Source organism: Streptomyces hebeiensis (assembly GCF_052983195.1).
Genome location: NZ_CM129812.1, coordinates 2361382 through 2383072, shown reverse-complemented (window position 1 = coordinate 2383072; position 21691 = coordinate 2361382). Strand labels below are relative to the sequence as shown.

The window sequence follows — 21691 nt, the reverse complement described above, 5'->3', positions numbered from 1 at the left end:
GCCGGGTCGGGCCGTTTCCGGTCCGGGCCCGGCCGACGAGACGCAGGCCCGGACCCCCGTCCCTTGCCTGCGCGGCTGATAACGACGTTATTAACCATAACAGCGTTACGCTGCTCCTGTGTCAACCACAGATTCCCCACGACCCGGTCCGGACGGCCGCTCCTCGAGCGCCGACTCGACGGACGCGAACTCGATACGCCGCCGACTGCTGGACGAGGCCGCGCGGGTGCTCGCCGAGCGAGGGCCCGCAGCGCTGAGCGCACGACGACTGGTCCGCGAGGTCGGGGCCTCGACCATGGCCGTCTACACGCACTTCGGCTCCATGCCCGCGCTGGTGCGCGAGGTGATACGCGAGGGGTTCGCGCGTTTCATGGAGCGTCTGAAAAGGGTGCGCACGGACGACGAGGACCCGGTGGCCGAACTGTTCGCGCTCTGCCGCGTCTACCGCGAATTCGCCGTCGCGGAGCCGCACGTGTACGCGGTGCTGTTCGGCGGCTCGGGACTCGCGGGCTTCGAACTCGACGACTCCGACCGTGACATGGGGGTCTACGTCCTGCGCGTCCCACGCGACGCGATCGTGCGGGCGATGGCCCTGGGCCGGTTCAGGGAGGCGGACTCCTGGCTGGTCGTACGGCAGTTGTGGTGCCTGCTGCACGGACTCAGCGACCTGGAGCGCACCGGTTATCTGCGTACCGACCATCTGGGCGGCGGAGTCGGCCTCGGGGACTTCCTGGAACTCGTGCTGCGGGACTTCGCGGTCGGCGCGGGGGACACGGTGGAGGCCGCCACCGCGTCCCTGGCGGAGTCCGCCGGCCGGAACTCCTGATCCGCCGGTGCCGGTGCTGGTGCCGGTGCTGGTGTCGGCTTTCAGGCGGGCACCGACACCGGCGCCCCTGGCTCAGGCGCCCTCCTTGAGGACGCGTGAGACCAGGGCGCGCTGCGCCTCGGAGAGGCGTGGGTCGGCGCAGCGGACCGTACGGCCGTCGACCGCGATCTCGTAACTGAAGCCGTCCGGCACGGCTCCGCCGGAGTCCGCGCCGGGGCCGTCGTCGGCCAGCGCGCGCTCGGCCAGCGCCCGCCACTCGCGGGCCTCGGCGTCGGGCAGGGGCGCGGTGTCGACCTCGGCCGCCCGCTCGATGCCGGCGAAGCCGCCTGTGCGCCGTACGTGGATACGCATGGGTCCCTGTCTAGTGCGTGACGGACGAGGGCGTAAGAGGTCGCGCGGATAGGTGGGGCGGAGGAAGGAGCGGGGCGAGGGGCAAGTCCGGCAAGGCGGAGGAGGGAGGCGACGCAGGAGCGGAAGGGGCCTCCCCTGGTCGAGCGAAGCCGAGACCTTGGGGATGACCGACGACAACGCCGCCGGGCGCCGCCCATCGGCACGCGACGCCGCCCCACCTATCCGCGCGACCTCTAAGGGGTCCTCGCGCTATGAGCGCCCGCGCCCGTCGCGCTCCCGCGGAAGGGTCACGTCGTGGGAACACCCACCTGGGACCACGCCTTGGTCACCGCCTCCAGCTCCTCCCCGGATCCGTAGCGGGACCGCGCCGCCGCGAGGGTCAGCCTGGCGAAGTCCGCGAAGTCCGCGTCCACCGCCAGCTCGCCGCCGGTCAGCACGTCGAACCAGATCTGCCCCGCCCGCTCCCACGCCTTGCCGCCCAGCCGCTCGGCGAGCAGGTAGAACGCGTGGTTGGGGATCCCCGAGTTGATGTGCACCCCGCCGTTGTCCTGGTTGGTGCGGACGTAGTCCTCCATGGTCCCGGGCTGCGGGTCCTTGCCGAGCACGTCGTCGTCGTACGCCGTGCCGGGGGCCTTCATGGACCGCAGCGCGACGCCCGTGACACCCGCCGCGAGCAGGCCTTCGCCGATCAGCCAGTCGGCCTGCTCGGCGGTCTGGTCCAGGGTGTACTGCTTGACCAGGGAGCCGAAGACGTCCGACATCGACTCGTTCAGAGCGCCGGACTGGCCCGAGTAGCTCAGATTGGCCGTGTACTGGGTCAGGCCGTGGGTCAGCTCGTGGCCGATCACGTCGACCGGCAGCGTGAAGTCCAGGAAGATCTCCCCGTCCCCGTCTCCGAACACCATCTGCTCGCCGTCCCAGAAGGCGTTCCCGTACTTCTCGTCGTAGTGGACGCTCGCGACGAGCGGCAGCCCGGCACCGTCCAGCGAGTCCCGTCCGTACGCCGTCAGCAGCAGCTCGAACGTGGCGCCGAGGCCGCTGTACGCCCGGTTGACCGTCGCGTCCCGACCCGCTTCCTGCCCCTCGGAGCGGACCTTCTTCCCCGGCAGGGTGGTGCCGTGCTCGCAGTCGTGGATGGTGCGGTCCGGCTTTCCCGCGGCCTCGGGGGAGCGCTCGGCGCGCGCGGTGGTCGGCCGGGCCCCGGAGGCCATCAGCAACTGGCGGCGGGTGCGACGGGCGGCGTCCGCCTCCAGGGTGCGTCGGGCGGTGCCGGACACGTCCGGGTTGTCGGCCTGGGAGAGCTTGTCGAGGACGTGCGGCGGCACGATGGTGCAGAAGACTGGCGTGATGGCGTCCATGAGAACCAATGTGGCAGTCGGTCGTCCCTCTGTCACCGATTGCGACCATGATTGCTGAATTCGGGTGGTCTGTCGCTGTTTGATGTTTCGATGCCGTTGTTCGTGTGTTTGATATTTCGCGCATACGTGTCGGCCGCGTCCCTTGCGCGCGATAGGTGGCCGATTCCGCATGCTGATACGGAGCCGCACGGACGGCGCCGCTCCGCTAGGCTGCCACGCATCATGCGTTTCGGGCTGCTTCTCCTTAGCTGCCGCGGCGAGGGCCTGTAGTCGAGGCCGACCCCCTCCCCGCGGAGTCTGGTGTTGCGGTAATCCCGCCCCGTCGGCCGTCCCAGCGGACACACGAGGAGCCCCGCGCAATGTCTGACCGTTCGACCTCTCCCGCCTCCGTCGGTCGCCCCACGCCCGTCACCAACGCGACCCACACCCAGAAGCCGTCCGGGATGCCGATCCACAAGTACGGCCGGTACGAGGCCGTGGACATCCCCGACCGCACCTGGCCCGACCGGCGCATCACCGCCGCCCCCCGCTGGCTGTCCACCGACCTGCGGGACGGCAACCAGGCGCTGATCGACCCCATGTCCCCGGCGCGCAAGCGGGAGATGTTCGACCTGCTGGTCCGCATGGGCTACAAGGAGATCGAGGTCGGGTTCCCGTCCTCCGGAGAGACCGATTTCGCCTTCGTACGGTCGATCATCGAAGAGGGGGCGATCCCCGAGGACGTGACGATCTCCGTCCTGACCCAGGCGCGCGAGGAGCTGATCGAGCGCACCGTCGAGTCGCTGCGCGGCGCCCACCGTGCCACGGTCCACCTCTACAACGCCACCGCCCCCACCTTCCGCCGGGTCGTCTTCCGCGGCACGAAGGACCAGGTCAAGCAGATCGCCGTGGACGGTACGCGGCTGGTGATGGAGTACGCGGAGAAGCTGCTGGGGCCCGAGACCGCCTTCGGCTACCAGTACAGCCCGGAGATCTTCACCGACACCGAGCTGGACTTCGCCCTGGAGGTCTGCGAGGGCGTCATGGACGTCTGGCAGCCCGAGGCCGGCCGCGAGATCATCCTGAACCTGCCGGCCACCGTGGAGCGTTCCACGCCCTCCACGCACGCGGACCGCTTCGAGTGGATGTCCCGCCACCTGTCCCGCCGTGAGCACGTCTGTCTGTCCGTGCACCCGCACAACGACCGGGGCACGGCCGTGGCCGCCGCCGAACTGGCCATCATGGCCGGTGCGGACCGGATCGAGGGCTGCCTGTTCGGGCAGGGCGAGCGCACCGGCAACGTCGACCTGGTCACCCTGGGGATGAACCTGTTCTCGCAGGGTGTCGACCCGCAGATCGACTTCTCGCAGATCGACGAGATCCGTCGTACGAGCGAGTACTGCAACCAGATGGAGATCCACCCGCGCCACCCCTACGCGGGCGATCTGGTCTACACCGCCTTCTCCGGCTCCCACCAGGACGCCATCAAGAAGGGCTTCGACGCGCGGATCGCCGAGGCCGCGGAGCGGGGCAAGCCGGTCGACGAGACCGTGTGGGACGTGCCGTACCTGCCGATCGACCCCATGGACGTGGGCCGTTCCTACGAGGCGGTCATCCGGGTCAACTCCCAGTCCGGCAAGGGCGGCATCGCCTACGTCCTGAAGAACGACCACAAGCTGGACCTGCCCCGCCGGATGCAGATCGAGTTCTCGCGGATCATCCAGGCCAAGACCGACGCCGAGGGCGGCGAGGTCACCCCGGGCCAGATCTGGTCGGTCTTCCAGGACGAGTACCTGCCCAACCCGGACAACGCCTGGGGCCGCGTCCAGCTGCGCTCCGGCCAGACCACGACCGACACGGACGGCAAGGACACGCTCACCGTCCGGGCCGTGGTGGACGGCGAGGAGACCGTGCTGAGCGGCACCGGCAACGGTCCGATCTCCGCGTTCTTCGAGGCACTGGCGACGATCGGCGTGGACGCCCGGCTGCTGGACTACCAGGAGCACACGATGAGCGAGGGCGCGAGTGCGCAGGCCGCCTCGTACATCGAGTGCGCCATCGACGGGCAGGTGCTCTGGGGCATCGGGATCGACGCGAACACCACGCGCGCGTCGCTGAAGGCGGTCATCTCCGCGGTCAACCGCGCGTCCCGCTGACCCCCGGGGCTTCACCGGCCCCGTCTCCGCGCCAGCCCCGCCACTTCACGAACCCCGCCTTTTCACGAACCCCGCCCGCCGTGAGCGGAGGGCGGGGTTCGGCCATGTCGTGGCGATCTCACGACGCGGTGCTGACGCCGCCTCGACGATGTGGCTAACATCACGTCAATGCGGCAATGTTGCCGGAGCGTTACGGAGGTGCGCCACGTGCTGCCAGCTCAGGGGCCCAAGCGTCCAAGCGTCCGACGTGTGCGCTTCTGCGGCATTCGTACGTCCTGGAGCACGGTCGGTGACGGCGAGTTCTTCTGCCCCGGCTGCGGGGGCGACCGCAACTACCGCCGCCGGACGGGCCTTCGCCGCTTCACCGTGCTCGGCATCCCGCTGCTCTCCCGGGGGGCCACCGGGCCGGTCGTCGAATGCGCCGCCTGCCGCGGCCGCTTCGGCACGGATGTGCTCGACCACCCCACCACGGTCCGGTTCTCCGCGATGCTGCGCGACGCCGTGCACACGGTCGCGCTCGCCGTCCTCGCCGCAGGCGGCACCACTTCCCGTACGGTCCGGGAGACCGCCGTCGGCATCGTGCGCTCGGCCGGGGCCGAGGACTGCACGGAGGAGCGGCTCACCGACCTGGTCGCCGCGCTCGCCGCGGACACCGGCCGGTTCGTCATGGACCCGGGCCCGTGCGGCGCGGCGCTCGCCATCGAGCTGCACGAGGCGCTGGAGCCGCTGGCCCCGCACCTGGCGCTCACCGGCCGCGAGTCGATCCTGTTGCAGGGCGCGCGGATCGCGCTGGCCGACGGGTCGTACAGCCCGGCGGAGCGCGAGGTGCTGAGCATCGTCGGCGGCGAGCTCCAGCTCTGCTCGGACGACACGGCGAGACTGCTGCTGGCGGCTTCGGCGACGCTGCCCTGAGGGCAGCGGCTGTCCGGCGCGGGGAGGCGCGCCGTGCGGGGACACGGGGAAACGTCCTGCGGCGGCGCGGGGAGGCGCGCCGTGCGGGGACACGGGGAAACGTCCTGCGGCGGCGCGGGAGGACCGGGGGAGGGCCGCCAGGGGCCGGACGGGAGCGGCGCGGCACCGCGGGAGGACGGCGGGAAGGACCAGCCCCGCCCGTGCGGGACAATGGCCCCTATGAGTCTGTTCCGGGACGACGGCATAGTGCTGCGCACCCAGAAGCTCGGTGAGGCCGACCGCATCATCACGCTTCTGACCCGTGGCCATGGCAGGGTCCGCGCCGTCGCCCGCGGGGTACGGCGTACGAAGTCCAAGTTCGGCGCGCGGCTGGAGCCGTTCTCGCATGTCGACGTGCAGTTCTTCGCGCGCGGCAGCGAACTCGTCGGACGCGGGCTGCCGCTGTGCACCCAGAGCGAGACCATCACTCCGTACGGTGGCGGAATCGTCACCGACTACGCCCGCTACACCGCGGGCACCGCCATGCTGGAGACCGCCGAGCGCTTCACCGACCACGAGGGCGAGCCGGCCGTCCAGCAGTACCTGCTCCTCGTCGGCGGCCTGCGCACGCTCGCCCGCGGAGAGCACGCCCCCCATCTGATCCTGGACGCGTTCCTGCTGCGCTCCCTCGCCGTCAACGGTTACGCGCCGAGCTTCGAGGACTGTGCCAGGTGCGGGCTGCCCGGCCCGAACCGGTTCTTCTCCGTCTCGGCGGGCGGGGTCACTTGCGTCGACTGCCGGGTGCCCGGCAGCGTCGTACCCTCCGGGGAGGCCGTCGGGCTGCTGAGCGCGCTGCTGACCGGCGACTGGGAGACCGCGGACGCGTGCGAGGCGCGGCACGTCCGGGAGGGCAGCGGGCTGGTGTCCGCCTATCTGCACTGGCATCTGGAGCGCGGCCTGCGCTCGCTCAGGTACGTAGAGAAGAACGACTCGCCCGGACACGCAGAGAAGAACGAGGAGACAAGAGCGCATGGCACGACGCGGAATCCTGGGACGCTCCACCCGCGAGTACCGGACGCCGGAGCCGCACCCCTCCGGTGAGACGCCGCCGAAGATCCCCGGCGAGCTGATCCCCAAGCACGTGGCCTGCGTCATGGACGGGAACGGCCGTTGGGCCAAGGAGCGCGGCCTTCCCCGCACCGAGGGACACAAAGTGGGCGAGGGCGTGGTCCTCGACGTGCTCAAGGGCTGTCTGGAGATGGGCGTCAAGAACCTGTCGCTGTACGCCTTCTCCACCGAGAACTGGAAGCGCACCCCGGACGAGGTGCGCTTCCTGATGAACTTCAACCGCGATGTCATCCGGCGCCGCCGCGACGAGATGGACGAGCTGGGGATCCGGATCCGCTGGGTCGGCCGGATGCCCAAGATGTGGAAGTCGGTGGTCCAGGAGCTCCAGGTCGCGCAGGAGCAGACCAAGGACAACGACGCCATGACGCTCTACTTCTGCGTCAACTACGGTGGGCGCGCGGAGATCGCGGACGCGGCGCGGGCCCTCGCCGCCGATGTGGCGGCGGGCCGGCTGGACCCGGCGAAGGTCAACGAGAAGACGTTCGCGAAGTACCTGTACTACCCGGACATGCCGGACGTGGACCTGTTCCTGCGTCCGAGCGGTGAGCAGCGCACGTCCAACTACCTCATCTGGCAGAGCAGTTACGCGGAGATGGTCTTCCAGGACGTCCTGTGGCCGGACTTCGACCGGCGGGACCTGTGGCGGGCGTGCCTGGAGTACGCCTCCCGGGACCGGCGCTTCGGCGGGGCCCTGCCCAACCAGCAGACCGGGGCGGCCGCGGGCAGCGCCGGCGCGTAGAGCCGCTTACGGCGGAGCGACGACCGAGGAAACCGGTGGGGCCCGTGATCGCGTCTGATCACGGGCCCCACCGGTTCTCCCGAGCGTCGTGTACGAGCCACACACCGGGCGCGTGGACCGGGCCGGCGGGTCGGCGCGTGGACCGGCGCGCGGGCCGGGCGGGCGCGCTCGGCGTCAGTTCCTGCCGGACGTCGCCGTCGCCTCCGCGCACTCCGCGCACGTGCCGAAGATCTCGACCGTGTGCGCCACGCTGACGTACCCGTGCTGTGCGGCGACGGTCTCGGCCCACTGCTCGACCGCGGGCCCCTCGACCTCCACGGCCTTGCCGCAGACCCGGCACACCAGGTGGTGGTGGTGATCGCCGGTCGAGCAGCGCCGGTACACCGACTCGCCGTCGTTCGTCCGCAGCACGTCGACCTCGCCGGCGTCGGCCAGTGACTGGAGCGTGCGGTAGACCGTGGTCAGGCCCACCGAGTCGCCGCGGTGCTTGAGCATGTCATGAAGCTCCTGCGCGCTGCGGAACTCCTCGACCTCGTCGAGCGCCGCCGCCACGGCGGCTCGCTGGCGTGTCGATCGGCCGCGCACGGGGGCCGCGCTTGATCCACCGCTGGGCGCAGTCGTCACAGGTGCCTCCTTGCCTCTGCCCGAGTCCGTCGGGCGTTGCCCGCTTTCAACGGGCCATTCTGCCAGCTCGACCTCGCACGGTGACATCGTCGCCGGACCGGCGCGCGGGGGGTACGCCTCCGGGGGCGCCCGCCCCGCGCGCCCCATCGGCCACCGTAGTCCCCGTGCCTCAGGTTGTGGCGCCGGTGCCGGTCGTGGCAGTCGTGGTGGCCGGTTCCCGTTCCCCGGGGAGTTCGGCCTCCGTGTCGAGTTCGGCCTCCGTGTCCCGCGCCGTACGGGCCCGGCGACGGGCCAGCGGCGCGGCGAGCACGGTCAGCACCACGAACACGGCGATCGCCAGCAGCACGATCGTCGCGCCGGGCGGCACGTCCTGGTAGTACGAGGTGACCGTCCCGGCCAGGGTCACCGCCGTACCGATGACCACGGCGAGCACGAAGGTCACCACGAAGGAGCGGCTGACCTGCTGCGCCGCCGCCACCGGCACCACCATCAGCGCGCTCACCAGCAACAGCCCGACCACGCGCATCGCGACCGTGACCGTCACCGCGGCTGTGACGGCGATCAGCAGGTTCAGCGCCCGCACCGGCAGCCCGGTGACCCGGGCGAACTCCTCGTCCTGGCTGACCGCGAACAACTGCCGCCGCAGCCCGACCGTCACGAGCACCACGAACGCGGCGAGCAGGGAGATCGCCGTGACGTCCGCGGGCGAGACCGTCGACAGCGAGCCGAAGAGGTACGAGCTGAGATTGGCGTTGGAGCCGTTCGGCGCGAGGTTGATCAGCAGCACACCGCCCGCCATCCCGCCGTAGAAGAGCATGGCCAGCGCGATGTCGCCGCGGGTGCGCCCGTACGCCCTGATCAGCTCCATCGTGATCGCGCCGGCGACCGAGACCAGCGTGGCCATCCACACGGGGCTGGCGGAGAGCAGGAAGCCCAGGCCTACACCCGTCATCGCGACATGGCCGATGCCGTCGCCCATCAGGGCCTGACGGCGCTGTACGAGATAGATGCCGACGGCGGGCGCGGTGATGCCGACCAGCACGGCCGCGAGGAGCGCGCGCTGCATGAAGGCGGTCTGGAGGATTTCCATGGGTCAGGTCAGCAGTCCTGTGCGGAGCGGCTCGCCGGCCGCGTGCGGGTGGACGTGGTCATGGCCGGGGAGGGCGTGCTGCCCGACGGCCCGGGGTGGTGGGCCGTCGTGGGTGACACAGCCGTCGCGCAGTACCACCGCGCGGTCGATCAGCGGCTCCAGGGGGCCGAGTTCGTGCAGGACGAGCAGTACGGTCGTGCCGGCCGCGACCTGTTCGCGCAGGGTCGCCGCGAGGATCTCCTGGCTGGCCAGGTCCACGCCCGCCATCGGCTCGTCCATGATCAGCAGTTCGGGTTCGGCGGCCAGCGCCCGGGCGATCAGCACCCGCTGGTGCTGGCCGCCGGAGAGCGCGCTCACGGAGTCCTTGGCGCGGTCGGCGAGCCCGACCAGCTCGATGGCCCGCCCGACGGCGGCGCGGTCGGCCTTGGTGGGCCACCCGAGCCGCGTGCGGGACAGCCGCCCGGCGGAGACGACCTCGCGGACGGTCGCGGGGACGCCGCTCTCGGCGGTGGTGCGCTGCGGCACGTAACCGACGCGCGACCAGTCGCGGAAGCGGCGCAGCGGGGTCGAGAACAGCGATATCTCTCCGGCCGCGAGAGGTATCTGCCCGATCACGGACCGTACGGCGGTGGACTTCCCGGAACCGTTGGCGCCGAGCAGGGCGACGACCTCGCCGGACCGGACGTGGAAGTCGATGCCGCGCAGCACGGGGCGGGAGCCGAGGGTGGCGGTGGCGCCCCGTACGGCGATGACGGGGGCGGCGGCGGTTTTCCCGGGGTCCCCGGCGTCGTGCGCACGGGTCCGCTCGGCGGCGCCGTCGCCGGACGCCGCGTCGGCCCCGCCCCGGGTCTCGGCCCCGGCCCCGGCCTCTGTCCCGTTGCCGGCTCCGGTCCCGGTCGCGGGCCTGGTGGTCGCGTCCTGTCGCGCGGCCGCCCGTTGCGCGCTCTCCGCCGAAATCGCCATCTCAGGCACCTCCGATACTGCTGCCGGCCGGTTCATTTCGCACCGAGTGCCTTCTTCAGCGCGTCGAGGTTGGAGTGCATGACCTCGAAGTAGTCACGGCCCTTGGTCTTGTCGGTGATTCCCTCCAGCGGATCCAGGACGTCGGTGGTGAGTCCGGAGTCCCCGGCAAGAGTCTTGGCGGTCTTGTCGCTGGCGAGCGTCTCGAAGAATACGGTGTTGACCTTGTCGCGCCGCGCGACGGTCTCCAGTTCCTTGACCCGGGCCGGGCTGGGCTCCGATTCGGGGTCGATCCCGGCGATGGCCTCCTGCTTCAGCCCGTAGCGCTCGGCGAGGTAGCCGAAGGCCGCGTGAGTGGTGATGAAGGTCTTGGTGCCGGTGCCGGCGAGGCCCTGCTTGAACGCGGTGTCCAGCCCGCCGAGCTTCTCGACCAGGGTCTCGGTGTTCTTCTTGTACGCGGCGGCGTGGTCGGGGTCTGCCTTCTCCAGGGCGGCGCCGACGCCCTGGGCGACCTCGGCGTACTTCACCGGGTCGAGCCAGACGTGCGGGTCGGCGCCGTCGAGTGCGTCCGCTTCCCCGCCGTGCTCGTCGTGGCCGTGCTCGTCGCCGTGCGCATCGGCGTGCTCGTCGCCGTGTCCGGCCCCGTCCTCGTCACCGTGCGTGTGGCCGCCGGTCTCGGTGCCGTGCTTCTCCAGCGAGGTGAGGGAGGCCGCGTCGACGACGTTCTCCACGCCCGACTGGGCGATGGCCTTGTCCACGGCGGGCTGGACGCCCCGTAGATAGAAGATGACGTCCGCCTCGCCGAGCTGTGCGGTCTGGCGCGGCTTGAGCTCCAGGTCGTGCGGCTCGACGCCCGGCTTGGTCAGGGTGGTGACGGAGACGTGTTCGCCGCCGATCGACTCCGCCAGGAACTGCATGGGGTAGAAAGACGCGGTCACCGCGACCTTCCCGCCGCCCCTGCCGGAGTCGTCGGTGGCGGCGCAGGCGGAGAGTGCGACCAGTCCGAGCGAGACGGCTCCGGCGAGGGCGGCGGTGGGTATAAGGCGGTGTGCGTTCATGACAGTCATTTTCAACAAAGTTGGAAACGGTTGTCAACAAAGGTCGGTGACCGCTCTTCCCCCGCACCGATTTGATCCAGGGGGTGCGGCCGCCGGTAACCTGAATCATTCGCCTTTCCTCGTCGTCGTAATGAAGAGAGCACCGTGGCCGCCGACAAGATCGACAGCATCGTCAACCTGAGCAAGCGCCGTGGCTTCGTCTACCCGTGCAGTGAGATCTACGGTGGTCAGCGCGCCGCCTGGGACTACGGGCCGCTCGGAGTCGAGCTGAAGGAGAACCTCAAGCGCCAGTGGTGGCGTTACATGGTCACCTCGCGCGAGGATGTCGTCGGTCTCGACTCGTCGGTGATCCTGGCCACCGAGGTCTGGGAGGCGTCCGGCCATGTCGCGACCTTCACCGACCCGCTCACCGAGTGCACCTCCTGTCACAAGCGGTTCCGCGCGGACCACCTGGAGGAGGCGTACGAGGAGAAGCACGGCAAGGCGCCCGCGAACGGCCTGAGCGACCTCAACTGCCCCAACTGCGGCAACAAGGGAACGTTCACCGAGCCCAAGCAGTTCTCCGGCCTGCTCGCCACGCACCTCGGCCCGACGCAGGACTCCGGCTCCGTCGCCTACCTGCGGCCCGAGACCGCGCAGGGCATCTTCACCAACTTCGCGCAGGTGCAGCAGACCTCGCGGAAGAAGCCGCCGTTCGGTATCGCCCAGATGGGCAAGTCGTTCCGGAACGAGATCACGCCCGGCAACTTCATCTTCCGCACCCGCGAGTTCGAGCAGATGGAGATGGAGTTCTTCGTCAAGCCGGGCGAGGACGAGCAGTGGCAGGAATACTGGATGGAGCAGCGCTGGAACTGGTACCGCGACCTGGGTCTCCGTGAGGAGAACATGCGCTGGTACGAGCACCCGCAGGAGAAGCTCTCCCACTACTCGAAGCGGACCGCCGACATCGAGTACCGCTTCCGGTTCGGCGGCAGCGAGTGGGGCGAGCTGGAGGGTGTCGCCAACCGCACCGACTACGACCTCTCCGCGCACGCCAAGGCGTCCGGCCACGACCTGTCGTACTTCGACCAGGAGGCGGGCGAGCGCTGGACCCCGTACGTCATCGAGCCGGCGGCCGGTGTCGGCCGGGCGATGCTCGCCTTCCTGCTCGACGCGTACAACGAGGACGAGGCCCCCAACGCCAAGGGCGTCATGGAGAAGCGCACCGTGCTCCGGCTCGACCCGCGCCTGGCGCCGGTCAAGGTCGCGGTGCTGCCGTTGTCCCGTAACCCGCAGCTCTCGCCCAAGGCCAAGGGCCTCGCGGCCGACCTGCGGCGCAACTGGAACATCGAGTTCGACGACGCGGGCGCCATCGGCCGCCGCTACCGCCGCCAGGACGAGATCGGCACGCCGTTCTGCGTCACCGTCGACTTCGACACGCTCGACGACAACGCGGTGACGGTGCGCGAGCGCGACACGATGAAGCAGGAGCGCGTCTCGCTGGACCAGATCCAGAGCTACCTGGGCGGGCGTCTGCTCGGCTGCTGATCCGCCGCTGGAACAGGGCGCGCACCTCGGAGGCCCCCGGTCATCAGTGACCGGGGGCCTCCGAGCCGTTGTCGGGGCCTCGCGCCGGGGCCTCGCGGTGCCGGGGCCGTCGATCAGCCGGTGTCGAGGCCGTCGATCAAGCGGTTGAGGAACCGGGTGAAGGTGGCCTCCGGGTCGAGCGGGCGACCGGGAGCGGAGAGGGCTTCCGCGAGTTCCGGGTGCTGGCCGTCCGCGGCGACGGCGGCCAGGTAACGTGCCTCGGCCGCGACCCGGTCGGGTGATCGCGCGGCCGTGGCCTGTGCGATCTCGTGGGCGACGTGCCCGGCCACGAATCCGGTGAGCTGGGCGAAGACTTCGAGCTTCGCCGCACCGTCCAGGCCGGTGGGCCGCAACGCGGCCAGCGCGCGTTCCAGGAAGGCCAGGGTGTTGGGGCCCGACGTCCGCCGGGTGGCCAGGGCGGCCGGCAGCCAGGGATGCCGGAGCATGAGGGCGCGCTGAAGGCAGGCGATCGCCTTGAGGTCGGTGCGCCAGTCACCGGTGAGGGGCGCCGGCGGCGGGGGTTCGCCGCTGACGTGGTCGACCATCAGCTCCAGCAACGTCTCCTTGTCGGGGGCGTAGCTGTAGAGCGACATGACACCGGCGCCGACCTGTGAGGCGACCCGCCGCATGGTGACCGCGTCAAGTCCTTCCGCGTCCGCCAGGGCGACCGCCGCCGCCGTGATGGCTTCGCGGCTGAACGCGGGTTTGCGCCCTCTGCGGGGCCCGGCAGGCCGTAGCCAGAGTTCCTGGGGGTCGACGCTCGTGACACCGGATCCACCGCCACCGCCACTGGTCACGATCTCCGCCCTCCCGCTCGGCCGCTGTGGCTCCTGACGGCACCCATCCAAGCATCTGCCGACGCCGCGTCTATTATTCTCGTACGCAGTACGAGAATAGGGGGACACCACATGTCATCGCTCCCGCACGGCCCCGTACCGAGGACCACGTGGACGCCGCCCGCCGGAAAGCCGCCTCTGTCCGCACGGATGATGAGAGCGACCTGGCGCGGCCTCCCGGCCGCCCGGTACGACATCGGGTGGGAACCCGGACTGGTGGTTCCGGCGGCCGACGGCAGTCCGTTGATCACGGATCACTACTTCCCGCGCGCGGAGGGCGACTTCCCCACCCTTCTCGTGCGCTCCCCCTACGGCCGGGGTCTGCCGTGGTCCCCCATGTACGGCATGCTCTTCGCCGAACAGGGCTTCCACGTGGTCCTGCAGAGCTGCCGTGGCACCGGCGGCTCCGGTGGGCGGTTCCACCTGTGGCACAACGAGGCCGACGACGGCCGCGCCGCGGTGGCCTGGCTGCGCGAGCGGCCCTGGTTCAACGGGGCACTGGGCACGGTCGGCCCCAGTTACCTGGGTTACGTGCAGTGGGCGCTCGCCTTGGACCCGCCGCCGGAGCTGAAGGCCATGGTGGTGCAGGTCGGCCTGCACGACCCCTACGCCCTGTTCCACACGGACGGTGCGCTCCACCTGGAGAACGCCCTCCTCGTCGGCATCGGCATGACCCATCAGCACCGGGGGATGGCGTCCATGGCCAGGGCGACGCTGCGCCTCCAGCGCCGGCTGCGCGCCATCACCACCGCCCGGCCGCTGCGTGGTACGCACCTGTCCGCCCTCCGCGAGGAAGTGCCCTGGCTGGACGACGTGATGACGCACCCGGACGCCGACGACCCATACTGGGACGGCGCGTCCCTGGGAGCGGCCGCCGAACGGCTGAGTGTGCCCACCAGCCTGATCACCGGTTGGCACGACGCGCTGATCGACCAGACCTTCGAGAGTTACGCCCGACTGCGGCGGGCGGGGTGCGAGGCCGCCCTGCTCGTCGGCCCCTGGACGCACACCTCCGCCCTCCAACAGGGATGGCCAGAGGTGTTCGCCGAGAGCCTCGGCTGGCTGCGCGGGCACCTGTGCGCCGACCCCTCCGGCCTGCGCGCCACCCGGGCGCGCGTGCACGTCGGCGGTGAGGACGCCTGGCGGAACCTCGGCGACTGGCCGCAGTCCCCGGCCACCGAGCCCTGGTTTCCCGCCCCCGGCGGGCATCTCACCCAGCAGGCACCCACGGACTCCGCGCCTCTGGCCACCTTCCGTTACGATCCGGCCGCGCCCACTCCCTCCGTCGGAGGCCCGCTGCTCTCACGTGGCGCCGGGCCCCGCGACAACGGCTCACTGGAACTGCGCGACGACGTCCTGACCTTCACCGGCCCACCACTGACCGAGCCCTTGGACGTCGTCGGACCGGTTTCCGCCCGGCTGCGCGTCGCCACGGACACCGGGTACGCCGACGTCTTCACCCGCCTGTGCGATGTGGACCGGCGAGGCCGTTCCACCAACGTCTGCGACGGGCTGGCCCCCCTGCGGACGGGCGAGCGGGAACCGTCCGAGGTCACCGTGGCGATGAGCTCCACCGCGTACCGTTTTTCCGTCGGCCACCGGGTGCGCTGGCAGATCAGCGCGGGGGCCCACCCGCGCTACGCCCGTCACCCCGGCACGGCGGAACCGCGGGCCGATGCCACCGAGTTCACGCCGGTGCACATCACCCTCCACGCGGACTCGGCGTTGCTGCTTCCCCGAGGCGCCACGGCCACGGACGCACAGGACGCCTCGGTCCACGACGCGTAGGCGGCGGGACGCGCGGCCGGCCTGCCGTCTGCGCGTCGGTGGCGGCGGGGCGGCGGCGGGCCGGTGGCGGCCTCGGGGGCGGCGCGGGGCCGTGCCCCGGGCTCAGGGGGACGGTTCCATGCCCCGGGCTCAGGGGCGAAGCCCCCGGAGCAGCAGGTCGGCCACGGCGGTGAACTCGGCCTCGACCGTGGGCCTTCGCCACTCCGGGGCATGGGCGGGGTCATGGAACCGGTCGGTCGCGGCGAAGACCGCCGCGGCCGCCTCCGCCGGGTCCTCCGCCGAGAACTCGCCCGCCCGCACCCCCGCGTCGATGATCCGGGTGAGCTGTCCTGTCAGCTCGGCGAGATGGTCCTCGACCACCCCGCTGCTCTCGTCGATGAGCACGGAGAACGTGGCGAACAGCTCGGGGTCGTCGCCCGCCTTGTGCCGCTTGGAGTCGAACAGGGCCAGCAGCCACGCGCGCAGCTTCTCCGGTCCCGGCGCGGGCGAGCCGTCGGTGAGCTCCGCCAACGCCACCTCCGTGCGCCGCAGCCACCGGGCGGTGACCGCCTCCCGCAGCGCCGCCTTCGTACGGAAGTGCCGGTACACGCTGCCATGGCTGACGCCGAGCAGCCGTGCCACGTCGACGACCGTGGCCTTCGCCGGGCCGTACCGGCGCAGCACTTCCTCGGTGGCTTCGAGGATGCGCTCGCTGGTCAGATTCTCGGTGCTCATCTGCCTGGTCCGACCTTTCGTGGCTCGTGGCGACGGGCGGAACAGATGACACTACCTGTCAGCCCGGACCGGGCGGGCGGCGGGCGGGCCCTCTCAGCGCTCGCTGTCCAGGTGCTTCATCTGCGTGGCCGGATAGCGGTCACCGGCCGCCGAACCCGCAGGCACGGCACGCTCGATGGCGGCGAGGTCGTCCGCGTCGAGCGTGACCTCGAGCGCGCCGAGGGCCTCGGCCAGCCGGTCCCGCCGGCGGGCACCGATCAGGGGCACGATGTCCGCACCGCGGGACAGCACCCAGGCGATGGCTGTCTGTGCGACGGAGGCGCCTTTCTGTTCGGCGATCTTGCGCAGCGATTCCACCAGCGCCAGGTTGTGCCGGAGGTTGTCACCCTGGAAGCGGGGGCTCATCGCGCGGAAGTCGCCGGGTGCCAGTTCCCGGTCGGCGGCGAAGTGCCCGCTGATCAGCCCGCGCGAGAGCACGCCGTACGCGGTGACGCCGATGCCCAGCTCGCGGACCGTCGGAAGGATCTCCGCCTCGATGCCGCGCGATAGGAGCCCGTACTCGATCTGGAGGTCGGAGATCGGGGCGACGGAGGCCGCCCGGCGGATGGTCGCGGCCCCCACCTCGGAGAGGCCGACATGGCGGACGTACCCGGCCTGGACCAGCTCGGCTATCGCGCCCACCGTCTCCTCGATCGGCACGTCCGGGTCGACGCGGGCGATCCGGTAGATGTCGATGTGGTCCGCGCCGAGGCGGCCCAGGGAGTACGCGGCGAAGTTCTTCACCGCCGCCGGGCGGCCGTCATAGCCGCCCCAGCCGTTGTCCGGGTCGCGCAGCGCGCCGAACTTCACGCTGAGGACGGCCCGGTCGCGCGCTCCGGCGGGAGCGGTGCTCAACGCCTCGTTGATCAACAGCTCGTTGTGCCCCATGCCGTAGAAGTCGCCTGTGTCGAGCAGCGTGATACCCGCGTCGAGGGCGGCGTGGATGGTGGCGATGGATTCGGCGCGGTCGGCGTCCCCGTACAGAGCGGACATGCCCATGCAGCCGAGGCCCAGCGCGGAGACCCGCGGACCGCTGCCGAGCGCGCGTGTGGGGAGGGCGGGGGTGGTGGCCATGAGTCTGTACCTCCGAACGAACCAGTGGGTCGGGAGCTCCTGCGACAAGCATGACACGATGCGATGACAGATTTCAATATCTGTCATCGCATACTTGTTGGTCAGGCCGAAAAACCTGTGTTGGCCCCGCCCCGCGCGGTGATAGCGTCGCGGCATGTTCTTCCAGGTTCAGATCTACGAGTGAGAGTGCGGCGGCCACTGTCCGCCCCTCGTCGAAGAATCCGCAGATCACTTCTCATCGCATCGGGAGAACCCCGTGGCAAAGGGCCGCAACAACCTCCTTGGCGTGGGCGGACAGCGCAAGAAGCTGTCCCGCGCCGACCAGCAGGGTGCGGGACGCGCCCGCAACGCCGACCGCAAGGCCGCCGCCGACCAGAAGCAGGAGCTCCTGCGCAAGATGCGCGAGCGCGCTGCCGGGCGCAGCGACGGTACGGGCCAGGACGGCCAGAGCGTCCAGGACGGTCCGGACGCACAGGCCGCCGGTCAGGACGCACAGGAAGATCCAAGCTCGCAGAACTGAGTGACTGACGACTGACGCGACCATCGGCGGAAGCCGCCGGAAGGCGACGGAAGCCGACGTGCGGTCGCTGACGCGGAGACAGAGGGCGGGGCCCGGATCACCGAGTGATCCGGGCCCCGCCGTGTGCGCTCGATTCCGCGCCCCTCGTTCCCGCCCCGCGTCGTTTCGTCTCAGGCGATCGAACGGTGCAGTCGCAGACTGAGCAGTCCCGTCAGGACCACCGTGCCCAACTGGGCCAGGAGCGTGACGGCCAGCGCGTCCCGCATGCCCATCGAAGGCTCCAGGGCCAGGAAGAGGGACCCGAGGGTCGCGACTCCCAGCGCGAGCGCGGACTGCTGGGTCGTCACCATCACCCCACTGCCCACACCGGCCCGCTCCGCCGGAACGTCGGAGAGCACGATCCGGACGAGCACGGGGAGTTGGAGCCCCTGCCCGAGCCCCGCCAGCGCGACCGCCGGCAGCAGGTCGAGCGTCCCGACCGAGGGCCAGTCGTGCCACGCGGTGAAGGCCAGCAGGGCGACGCCGACCGCCTGGAGGACCGAGCCGGTGGTCACGACGAGGCTCCCGTAACGGCGCACCAGCCGGGGACCGGCCAGCGAGGCGGCGAAGAACGCCAGGGCCATCGGCACGAGGGCGACTCCCGCCGCCACGGCGCCCATGCCCAGCCCCTGCTGGAGCGCGACCGCGATCACGAACATGAAGCCGCCGAAGCCGATCGAGAACGGCAGGACGATCGCGAGCCCGCGGCGCAGTGACGGCAGGGCGAACAGGCTCGGGGGTATGAGCGGGGTCTTCCCCGCCCGGTCGGCTCGCCGTTCCACCTGGAGGAACGCGTACGCGGCGACGGGGAAGGCGGCCAGCGCGATCCAGGTCCACACCGGCCACCCGGCGGCCCGGCCCTCGGTGAGCGGGGCCAGCAGGGTCACCAGCGCGACTCCCAGCAGCAGCGTGCCGGGGATGTCGACGGGAGCGGGGTCCGGGGACCGGGTCTCGGGCACCGAACGTACGGACAGGACCAGCCCCAGCAGCGCGACCGGCACGTTCACCAGGAAGATCGCTCGCCAGCCGCTGCCCGCGATGTCGGCCGCGACCAGGACACCGCCCAGGATCTGGCCCGCGACCATCGAGAGCCCGGCCGTCGCGCCGTACAGGCTCAGGGCCCTGGCGCGGCGCGGGCCGCTGGTCCCGGCCTGGATCGTGGCGAGTACCTGCGGCAGCATCAGCGCGGCCGAGGCGCCCTGCGCGACTCGCGCGCCCACCAGGGACCAGGCGTCCGGCGCGAGCCCGCAGGCGAGCGAGGTGACCCCGAAGGCGGCCATTCCGGTCATGAACAGTCGCCGACGACCGAACGTGTCCCCCAGCCGCCCGCCGAGCACCAGGAGTACGGCGTACGAGAGCCCGTACCCGGCGACGACCAGTTCCAGCAGCGCCGGGCCGGCGGCCAGGTCGCGGTCGATCGTCGGCAGGGCGACATTGACGATGAAGAAGTCGATCAGCGGGAGTGCCGCCCCGAGCAACACGGTGAACAGCCCGAGTGCGCCGAGCGCGACCCCCTTGTGGTCATGGACGGCAGGCGTCGCGCCGACGGTGGTCGGTTCGGCGGATGTCTGTGCAAGAGGCGCGGATGTTCTACTCACCTCATCGACGATGGCGCACCACGCACCCTGGTACCAGAGTCTCTTTATCCTGGTATTTGCGGTACCTGGCAATGGGGTGAGCGACACTTGTCCGTTTCGGTAGCCTTGCATGTGTCGTTCCGTACACTCTCGATCACTATTGGTGACGGACTGGAGGGAGTGCGCGATGAAGGCGAAGAAGGGTGATCACCTGGTGGTGCACGGCAGGGTCGTGGGGGTCCACGACCGCGTTGTCGAGGTGGTGGAGGTGCTGGGACCCGACGGTACGCCTCCCTTCCGAGTGCGCTCCGAGGACGGCCATGAGTCGATCATGTCGCCGGGCCCCGACACGGCCGTGGATCACCGGTCGAAGAAGTAGTCGAAGAAGTGAAGCGGGGGTTGCGCCGGAAGGCCGGGTGCGGCCGTCCGGCGTCCGGGCTGTACGGCGGGGCCGGGTCCGCCGCGTTCGCGCTCCGTCGGGGCGAGAGCGGCGGGCCCGGCCGTCTGTGTCTGTGAGTGACCGGCGGGGCGCGGTGGTCAGAGGCCGCCGCGCCTGCTGCGTCTGTTCCGTTCCGCGACCACGGCGCTCAGCTCTTCGGCGGGGGTCCGGGCCGTGGGCGGCGGCTCGGCGTCGGGGCACACGGCGTTGCCACAGCGGCACTTGGGCCACCTGAGCGCCGCACCTGGCGCGAGGTCCGCGCCCTCGGCGCCGGGATCGTCCTTCGGTACGACGAGAGCGCCGTCCACCCCGAACGCGGCGATCAGTAACGACAGCCGTTGCCTGGCCGAACTCCCGGCCCTGCCGCCGGCGCGAGCGGTGGTGCTCTCCGCCGTGTTGTCGCGCGCCGCGCCGTTGTCCGCGGCGCCGTCCCGCGTCATGAGGCCCACGCCCTGAGCCCGCGCTCCACACGCAGCGCCAACTCCCGCGTCGGCTCCCCGAAATCCCGGGGCGCCCACTCGGGCACGAGCCGCCAGAAGTGTCCGGCCTGGATCGTCGCCGTCACCTCTTCCGGGTCATGTGTCCGCGTATCGGTGGCCTGTTCACGCATGGGAGATGTACCTTCCGTGATCTCGCGCTCGCTTTCCGTGTTCTCAGCTTCGGCCTCCGCGGGCGCGTGCAACAGACAGCTGACCTGGACGTCGGTGACTGTCCAAGGACCGTTCGGGAGTTCGTGTGGCCGTCGAAAACGAGACCATGGAGCCGGCCGATCCGGCCGTGTCGCCTCTCGCCCACTTCGGTGCGGAGGTGCGACTGGAGCGCGAACGGCTGGGTATGTCGCGCGCCGAGTTGGGCAAGGAGGCGTGCTGCGGGTACTCACTGGTCGCGAAGATCGAGGCGGGTGACCGCGTGCCGTCGCTGGACTTCGCCGAGACGTGCGACCGTACGTTCCCGTACGCCAACGGGCGCTTCGCGCGCCTGTGGCCGCTGGCCCTGCGGTACGCGTTTCCGCCGTGGTTCCGGCCGTACGTCGAGCTGGAGTGGAGCGCGACGCGGTTGCGCATGTTCCACCCGTTGCTGCTGCCGGGCATTGTGCAGACGGAGGGGTACGCCCGTTCCGTGCTGCGCGCCGGCCGGCCAGCCAATCTCGATGACCTGGTTACGGCGCGCATAGAGCGTCAGCGAATCCTGGAGCGGGAGCAGCCGCCACGACTGTGGCTGATCCTCAACGAGTTCGTCCTCCGCAATGTGGTGGGCAGCGAGGAGGTGATGGCAAGCCAGCTCTCCCGTCTTAAGCAGCTGGCTGAGAATCCTCCGCATGTCGTGCAGATCATGCCGACCAATCGGTTCAACCACATGGTGGCGAGCCCGTTCGGTCTGCTGTCCTTCGACGAAGGAGACGACGTGGTCCACGTCGACGGCTTCCCACGGGGCTATCTCCTGGCGGAGACTGGCGATGTGGCGATGGCGAACGATGCCTATGATCTGCTCAAGGCCATGGCCGCGCCACCGGACGAGTCGGCGGGCATGATCGACTCCATCGTGAAGGACTGCTACTCATGAGCGAGCCCAGGCGTGTTCCGGACGGGAACTGGCGGAGTTCCACGTACAGCCAGAGCAACGGTGGGGAATGCGTCGAAGTCGCCGACGGTATCGCCGGTGTCGTACCCGTCCGGGATTCCAAGACCCCCGAGCGTTCCCACCTCACCTTCCGCCCCTCCGTCTTCGCCTCGTTCGTACAAGCCGTCCGCCGGGGGGACTTCACCGCGTAGTAGACCCACCTGAGCGGGCCCGTGCTGCTCCGCTTCCCTCGAAATGCCGTTGAGGCAGCCGCGTTTGAGGTGGTCAACTTCCAAGGCCGGGAACTGACCGGCAGGGCTGAGACGTTTGTTCTTGCAGTGCTGGAGGGTACGGGGTTCATCGTCGAGGCTTAGGAGGC

General features: G+C 70.7%; 23 protein-coding genes. 11 read left to right on the top strand and 12 right to left on the bottom strand.

From position 1 onward, the window contains the following. The first annotated feature begins 118 nt into the window (after positions 1-118). Positions 119-826, top strand: coding sequence for a TetR/AcrR family transcriptional regulator (locus ACU6P3_RS10165; RefSeq protein ID WP_447196838.1), 708 nt, complete (start codon positions 119-121; stop codon positions 824-826). Between the two features lie 72 nt (positions 827-898). On the opposite strand, the gene ACU6P3_RS10160 is transcribed toward ACU6P3_RS10165, so the two are convergent. Beyond that, positions 899-1177 (bottom strand): protealysin inhibitor emfourin, encoded by a 279-nt coding sequence (locus tag ACU6P3_RS10160; protein WP_447196837.1) that lies wholly within the window; start codon positions 1175-1177, stop codon positions 899-901. A gap of 287 nt (positions 1178-1464) precedes the next feature. Further along, positions 1465-2535 carry a M4 family metallopeptidase gene (locus ACU6P3_RS10155; protein WP_447196836.1) on the bottom strand — a complete coding sequence of 357 codons (1071 nt, stop codon included), beginning with the start codon at positions 2533-2535 and terminating at the stop codon, positions 1465-1467. A 359-nt stretch (positions 2536-2894) separates the two neighbouring features. On the opposite strand from ACU6P3_RS10155, the gene leuA reads away from it, so the two are divergent. From leuA to ACU6P3_RS10135, 4 genes are all read left to right on the top strand, one after another. Continuing rightward, complete coding sequence (gene leuA, locus ACU6P3_RS10150) at positions 2895-4670, top strand: 2-isopropylmalate synthase (protein ID WP_447196835.1); 1776 nt, start codon at positions 2895-2897, stop codon at positions 4668-4670. A 207-nt stretch (positions 4671-4877) separates the two neighbouring features. Continuing rightward, positions 4878-5582 carry a TerB family tellurite resistance protein gene (locus ACU6P3_RS10145; RefSeq protein WP_447196834.1) on the top strand — a complete coding sequence of 235 codons (705 nt, stop codon included), beginning with the start codon at positions 4878-4880 and terminating at the stop codon, positions 5580-5582. 219 nt (positions 5583-5801) lie between these two features. Next, positions 5802-6662 carry a DNA repair protein RecO gene (gene recO, locus ACU6P3_RS10140; protein WP_447196833.1) on the top strand — a complete coding sequence of 287 codons (861 nt, stop codon included), beginning with the start codon at positions 5802-5804 and terminating at the stop codon, positions 6660-6662. After that, on the top strand, positions 6592-7428 hold the full coding sequence (locus tag ACU6P3_RS10135; RefSeq protein WP_447196832.1) for an isoprenyl transferase: 837 nt from the start codon (positions 6592-6594) through the stop codon (positions 7426-7428). The genes recO and ACU6P3_RS10135 overlap by 71 nt, the downstream gene beginning before the upstream one ends. Positions 7429-7602: 174 nt before the next feature. Here the strand turns inward: ACU6P3_RS10135 and ACU6P3_RS10130 are convergent, their stop codons facing one another. The 4 genes from ACU6P3_RS10130 to ACU6P3_RS10115 all read right to left on the bottom strand — a co-directional run bounded on the left by ACU6P3_RS10130 (position 7603) and on the right by ACU6P3_RS10115 (position 11160). Beyond that, positions 7603-8052: a Fur family transcriptional regulator gene (locus ACU6P3_RS10130; protein ID WP_447196831.1), complete on the bottom strand. Its 450-nt coding sequence runs from the start codon at positions 8050-8052 to the stop codon at positions 7603-7605. A 169-nt stretch (positions 8053-8221) separates the two neighbouring features. Then, the gene (locus ACU6P3_RS10125) at positions 8222-9142 is read right to left on the bottom strand and encodes a metal ABC transporter permease (protein WP_447196830.1); all 921 of its coding nucleotides are present in this window, start codon (positions 9140-9142) and stop codon (positions 8222-8224) included. 3 nt (positions 9143-9145) lie between these two features. Further along, positions 9146-10105 carry a metal ABC transporter ATP-binding protein gene (locus tag ACU6P3_RS10120; RefSeq protein ID WP_447196829.1) on the bottom strand — a complete coding sequence of 320 codons (960 nt, stop codon included), beginning with the start codon at positions 10103-10105 and terminating at the stop codon, positions 9146-9148. Positions 10106-10137: 32 nt separating this feature from the next. Beyond that, on the bottom strand, positions 10138-11160 hold the full coding sequence (locus ACU6P3_RS10115) for a metal ABC transporter substrate-binding protein (RefSeq protein WP_447196828.1): 1023 nt from the start codon (positions 11158-11160) through the stop codon (positions 10138-10140). A 144-nt stretch (positions 11161-11304) separates the two neighbouring features. Between ACU6P3_RS10115 and ACU6P3_RS10110 the strand changes: the two genes are divergently transcribed. Beyond that, positions 11305-12687 (top strand): glycine--tRNA ligase, encoded by a 1383-nt coding sequence (locus tag ACU6P3_RS10110; protein WP_030754687.1) that lies wholly within the window; start codon positions 11305-11307, stop codon positions 12685-12687. Between the two features lie 113 nt (positions 12688-12800). Here ACU6P3_RS10110 and ACU6P3_RS10105 read toward each other — a convergent pair whose 3' ends face one another. After that, positions 12801-13523 carry a TetR/AcrR family transcriptional regulator C-terminal domain-containing protein gene (locus tag ACU6P3_RS10105; RefSeq protein ID WP_447196827.1) on the bottom strand — a complete coding sequence of 241 codons (723 nt, stop codon included), beginning with the start codon at positions 13521-13523 and terminating at the stop codon, positions 12801-12803. Positions 13524-13634: 111 nt separating this feature from the next. Here ACU6P3_RS10105 and ACU6P3_RS10100 point away from each other — a divergent pair, with 111 nt between their 5' ends. Continuing rightward, on the top strand, positions 13635-15350 hold the full coding sequence (locus ACU6P3_RS10100; RefSeq protein ID WP_447196826.1) for a CocE/NonD family hydrolase: 1716 nt from the start codon (positions 13635-13637) through the stop codon (positions 15348-15350). A 129-nt stretch (positions 15351-15479) separates the two neighbouring features. On the opposite strand, the gene ACU6P3_RS10095 is transcribed toward ACU6P3_RS10100, so the two are convergent. Both ACU6P3_RS10095 and ACU6P3_RS10090 read right to left on the bottom strand, forming a co-directional pair. Continuing rightward, positions 15480-16064 (bottom strand): TetR/AcrR family transcriptional regulator, encoded by a 585-nt coding sequence (locus tag ACU6P3_RS10095; protein WP_352087244.1) that lies wholly within the window; start codon positions 16062-16064, stop codon positions 15480-15482. 93 nt (positions 16065-16157) lie between these two features. Further along, positions 16158-17177, bottom strand: coding sequence for an aldo/keto reductase (locus ACU6P3_RS10090; RefSeq protein ID WP_447196825.1), 1020 nt, complete (start codon positions 17175-17177; stop codon positions 16158-16160). Between the two features lie 256 nt (positions 17178-17433). On the opposite strand from ACU6P3_RS10090, the gene ACU6P3_RS10085 reads away from it, so the two are divergent. Next, entirely contained in the window at positions 17434-17697 is a 264-nt protein-coding gene (locus ACU6P3_RS10085) for a DUF6243 family protein (protein WP_447196824.1), read from the top strand. Between the two features lie 170 nt (positions 17698-17867). On the opposite strand, the gene ACU6P3_RS10080 is transcribed toward ACU6P3_RS10085, so the two are convergent. Continuing rightward, positions 17868-19226, bottom strand: coding sequence for an MFS transporter (locus ACU6P3_RS10080; RefSeq protein ID WP_447197833.1), 1359 nt, complete (start codon positions 19224-19226; stop codon positions 17868-17870). A 274-nt stretch (positions 19227-19500) separates the two neighbouring features. Here ACU6P3_RS10080 and ACU6P3_RS10075 point away from each other — a divergent pair, with 274 nt between their 5' ends. After that, entirely contained in the window at positions 19501-19692 is a 192-nt protein-coding gene (locus tag ACU6P3_RS10075; RefSeq protein ID WP_030754706.1) for a DUF1918 domain-containing protein, read from the top strand. Between the two features lie 158 nt (positions 19693-19850). On the opposite strand, the gene ACU6P3_RS10070 is transcribed toward ACU6P3_RS10075, so the two are convergent. Both ACU6P3_RS10070 and ACU6P3_RS10065 read right to left on the bottom strand, forming a co-directional pair. Next, positions 19851-20192 (bottom strand): hypothetical protein, encoded by a 342-nt coding sequence (locus tag ACU6P3_RS10070; RefSeq protein ID WP_447196823.1) that lies wholly within the window; start codon positions 20190-20192, stop codon positions 19851-19853. Further along, positions 20189-20362, bottom strand: a complete 174-nt coding sequence (locus ACU6P3_RS10065) for a hypothetical protein (protein WP_447196822.1) — start codon at positions 20360-20362, stop codon at positions 20189-20191. Before ACU6P3_RS10065 ends, ACU6P3_RS10070 begins: the two co-directional genes overlap by 4 nt. A 125-nt stretch (positions 20363-20487) precedes the next feature. On the opposite strand from ACU6P3_RS10065, the gene ACU6P3_RS10060 reads away from it, so the two are divergent. Together ACU6P3_RS10060 and ACU6P3_RS10055 are read left to right on the top strand one after the other, a co-directional pair. Continuing rightward, positions 20488-21315 carry a helix-turn-helix domain-containing protein gene (locus ACU6P3_RS10060; protein WP_447196821.1) on the top strand — a complete coding sequence of 276 codons (828 nt, stop codon included), beginning with the start codon at positions 20488-20490 and terminating at the stop codon, positions 21313-21315. Continuing rightward, positions 21312-21524, top strand: a complete 213-nt coding sequence (locus ACU6P3_RS10055) for a DUF397 domain-containing protein (protein ID WP_447196820.1) — start codon at positions 21312-21314, stop codon at positions 21522-21524. Before ACU6P3_RS10060 ends, ACU6P3_RS10055 begins: the two co-directional genes overlap by 4 nt. Positions 21525-21691 lie beyond the last annotated feature (167 nt).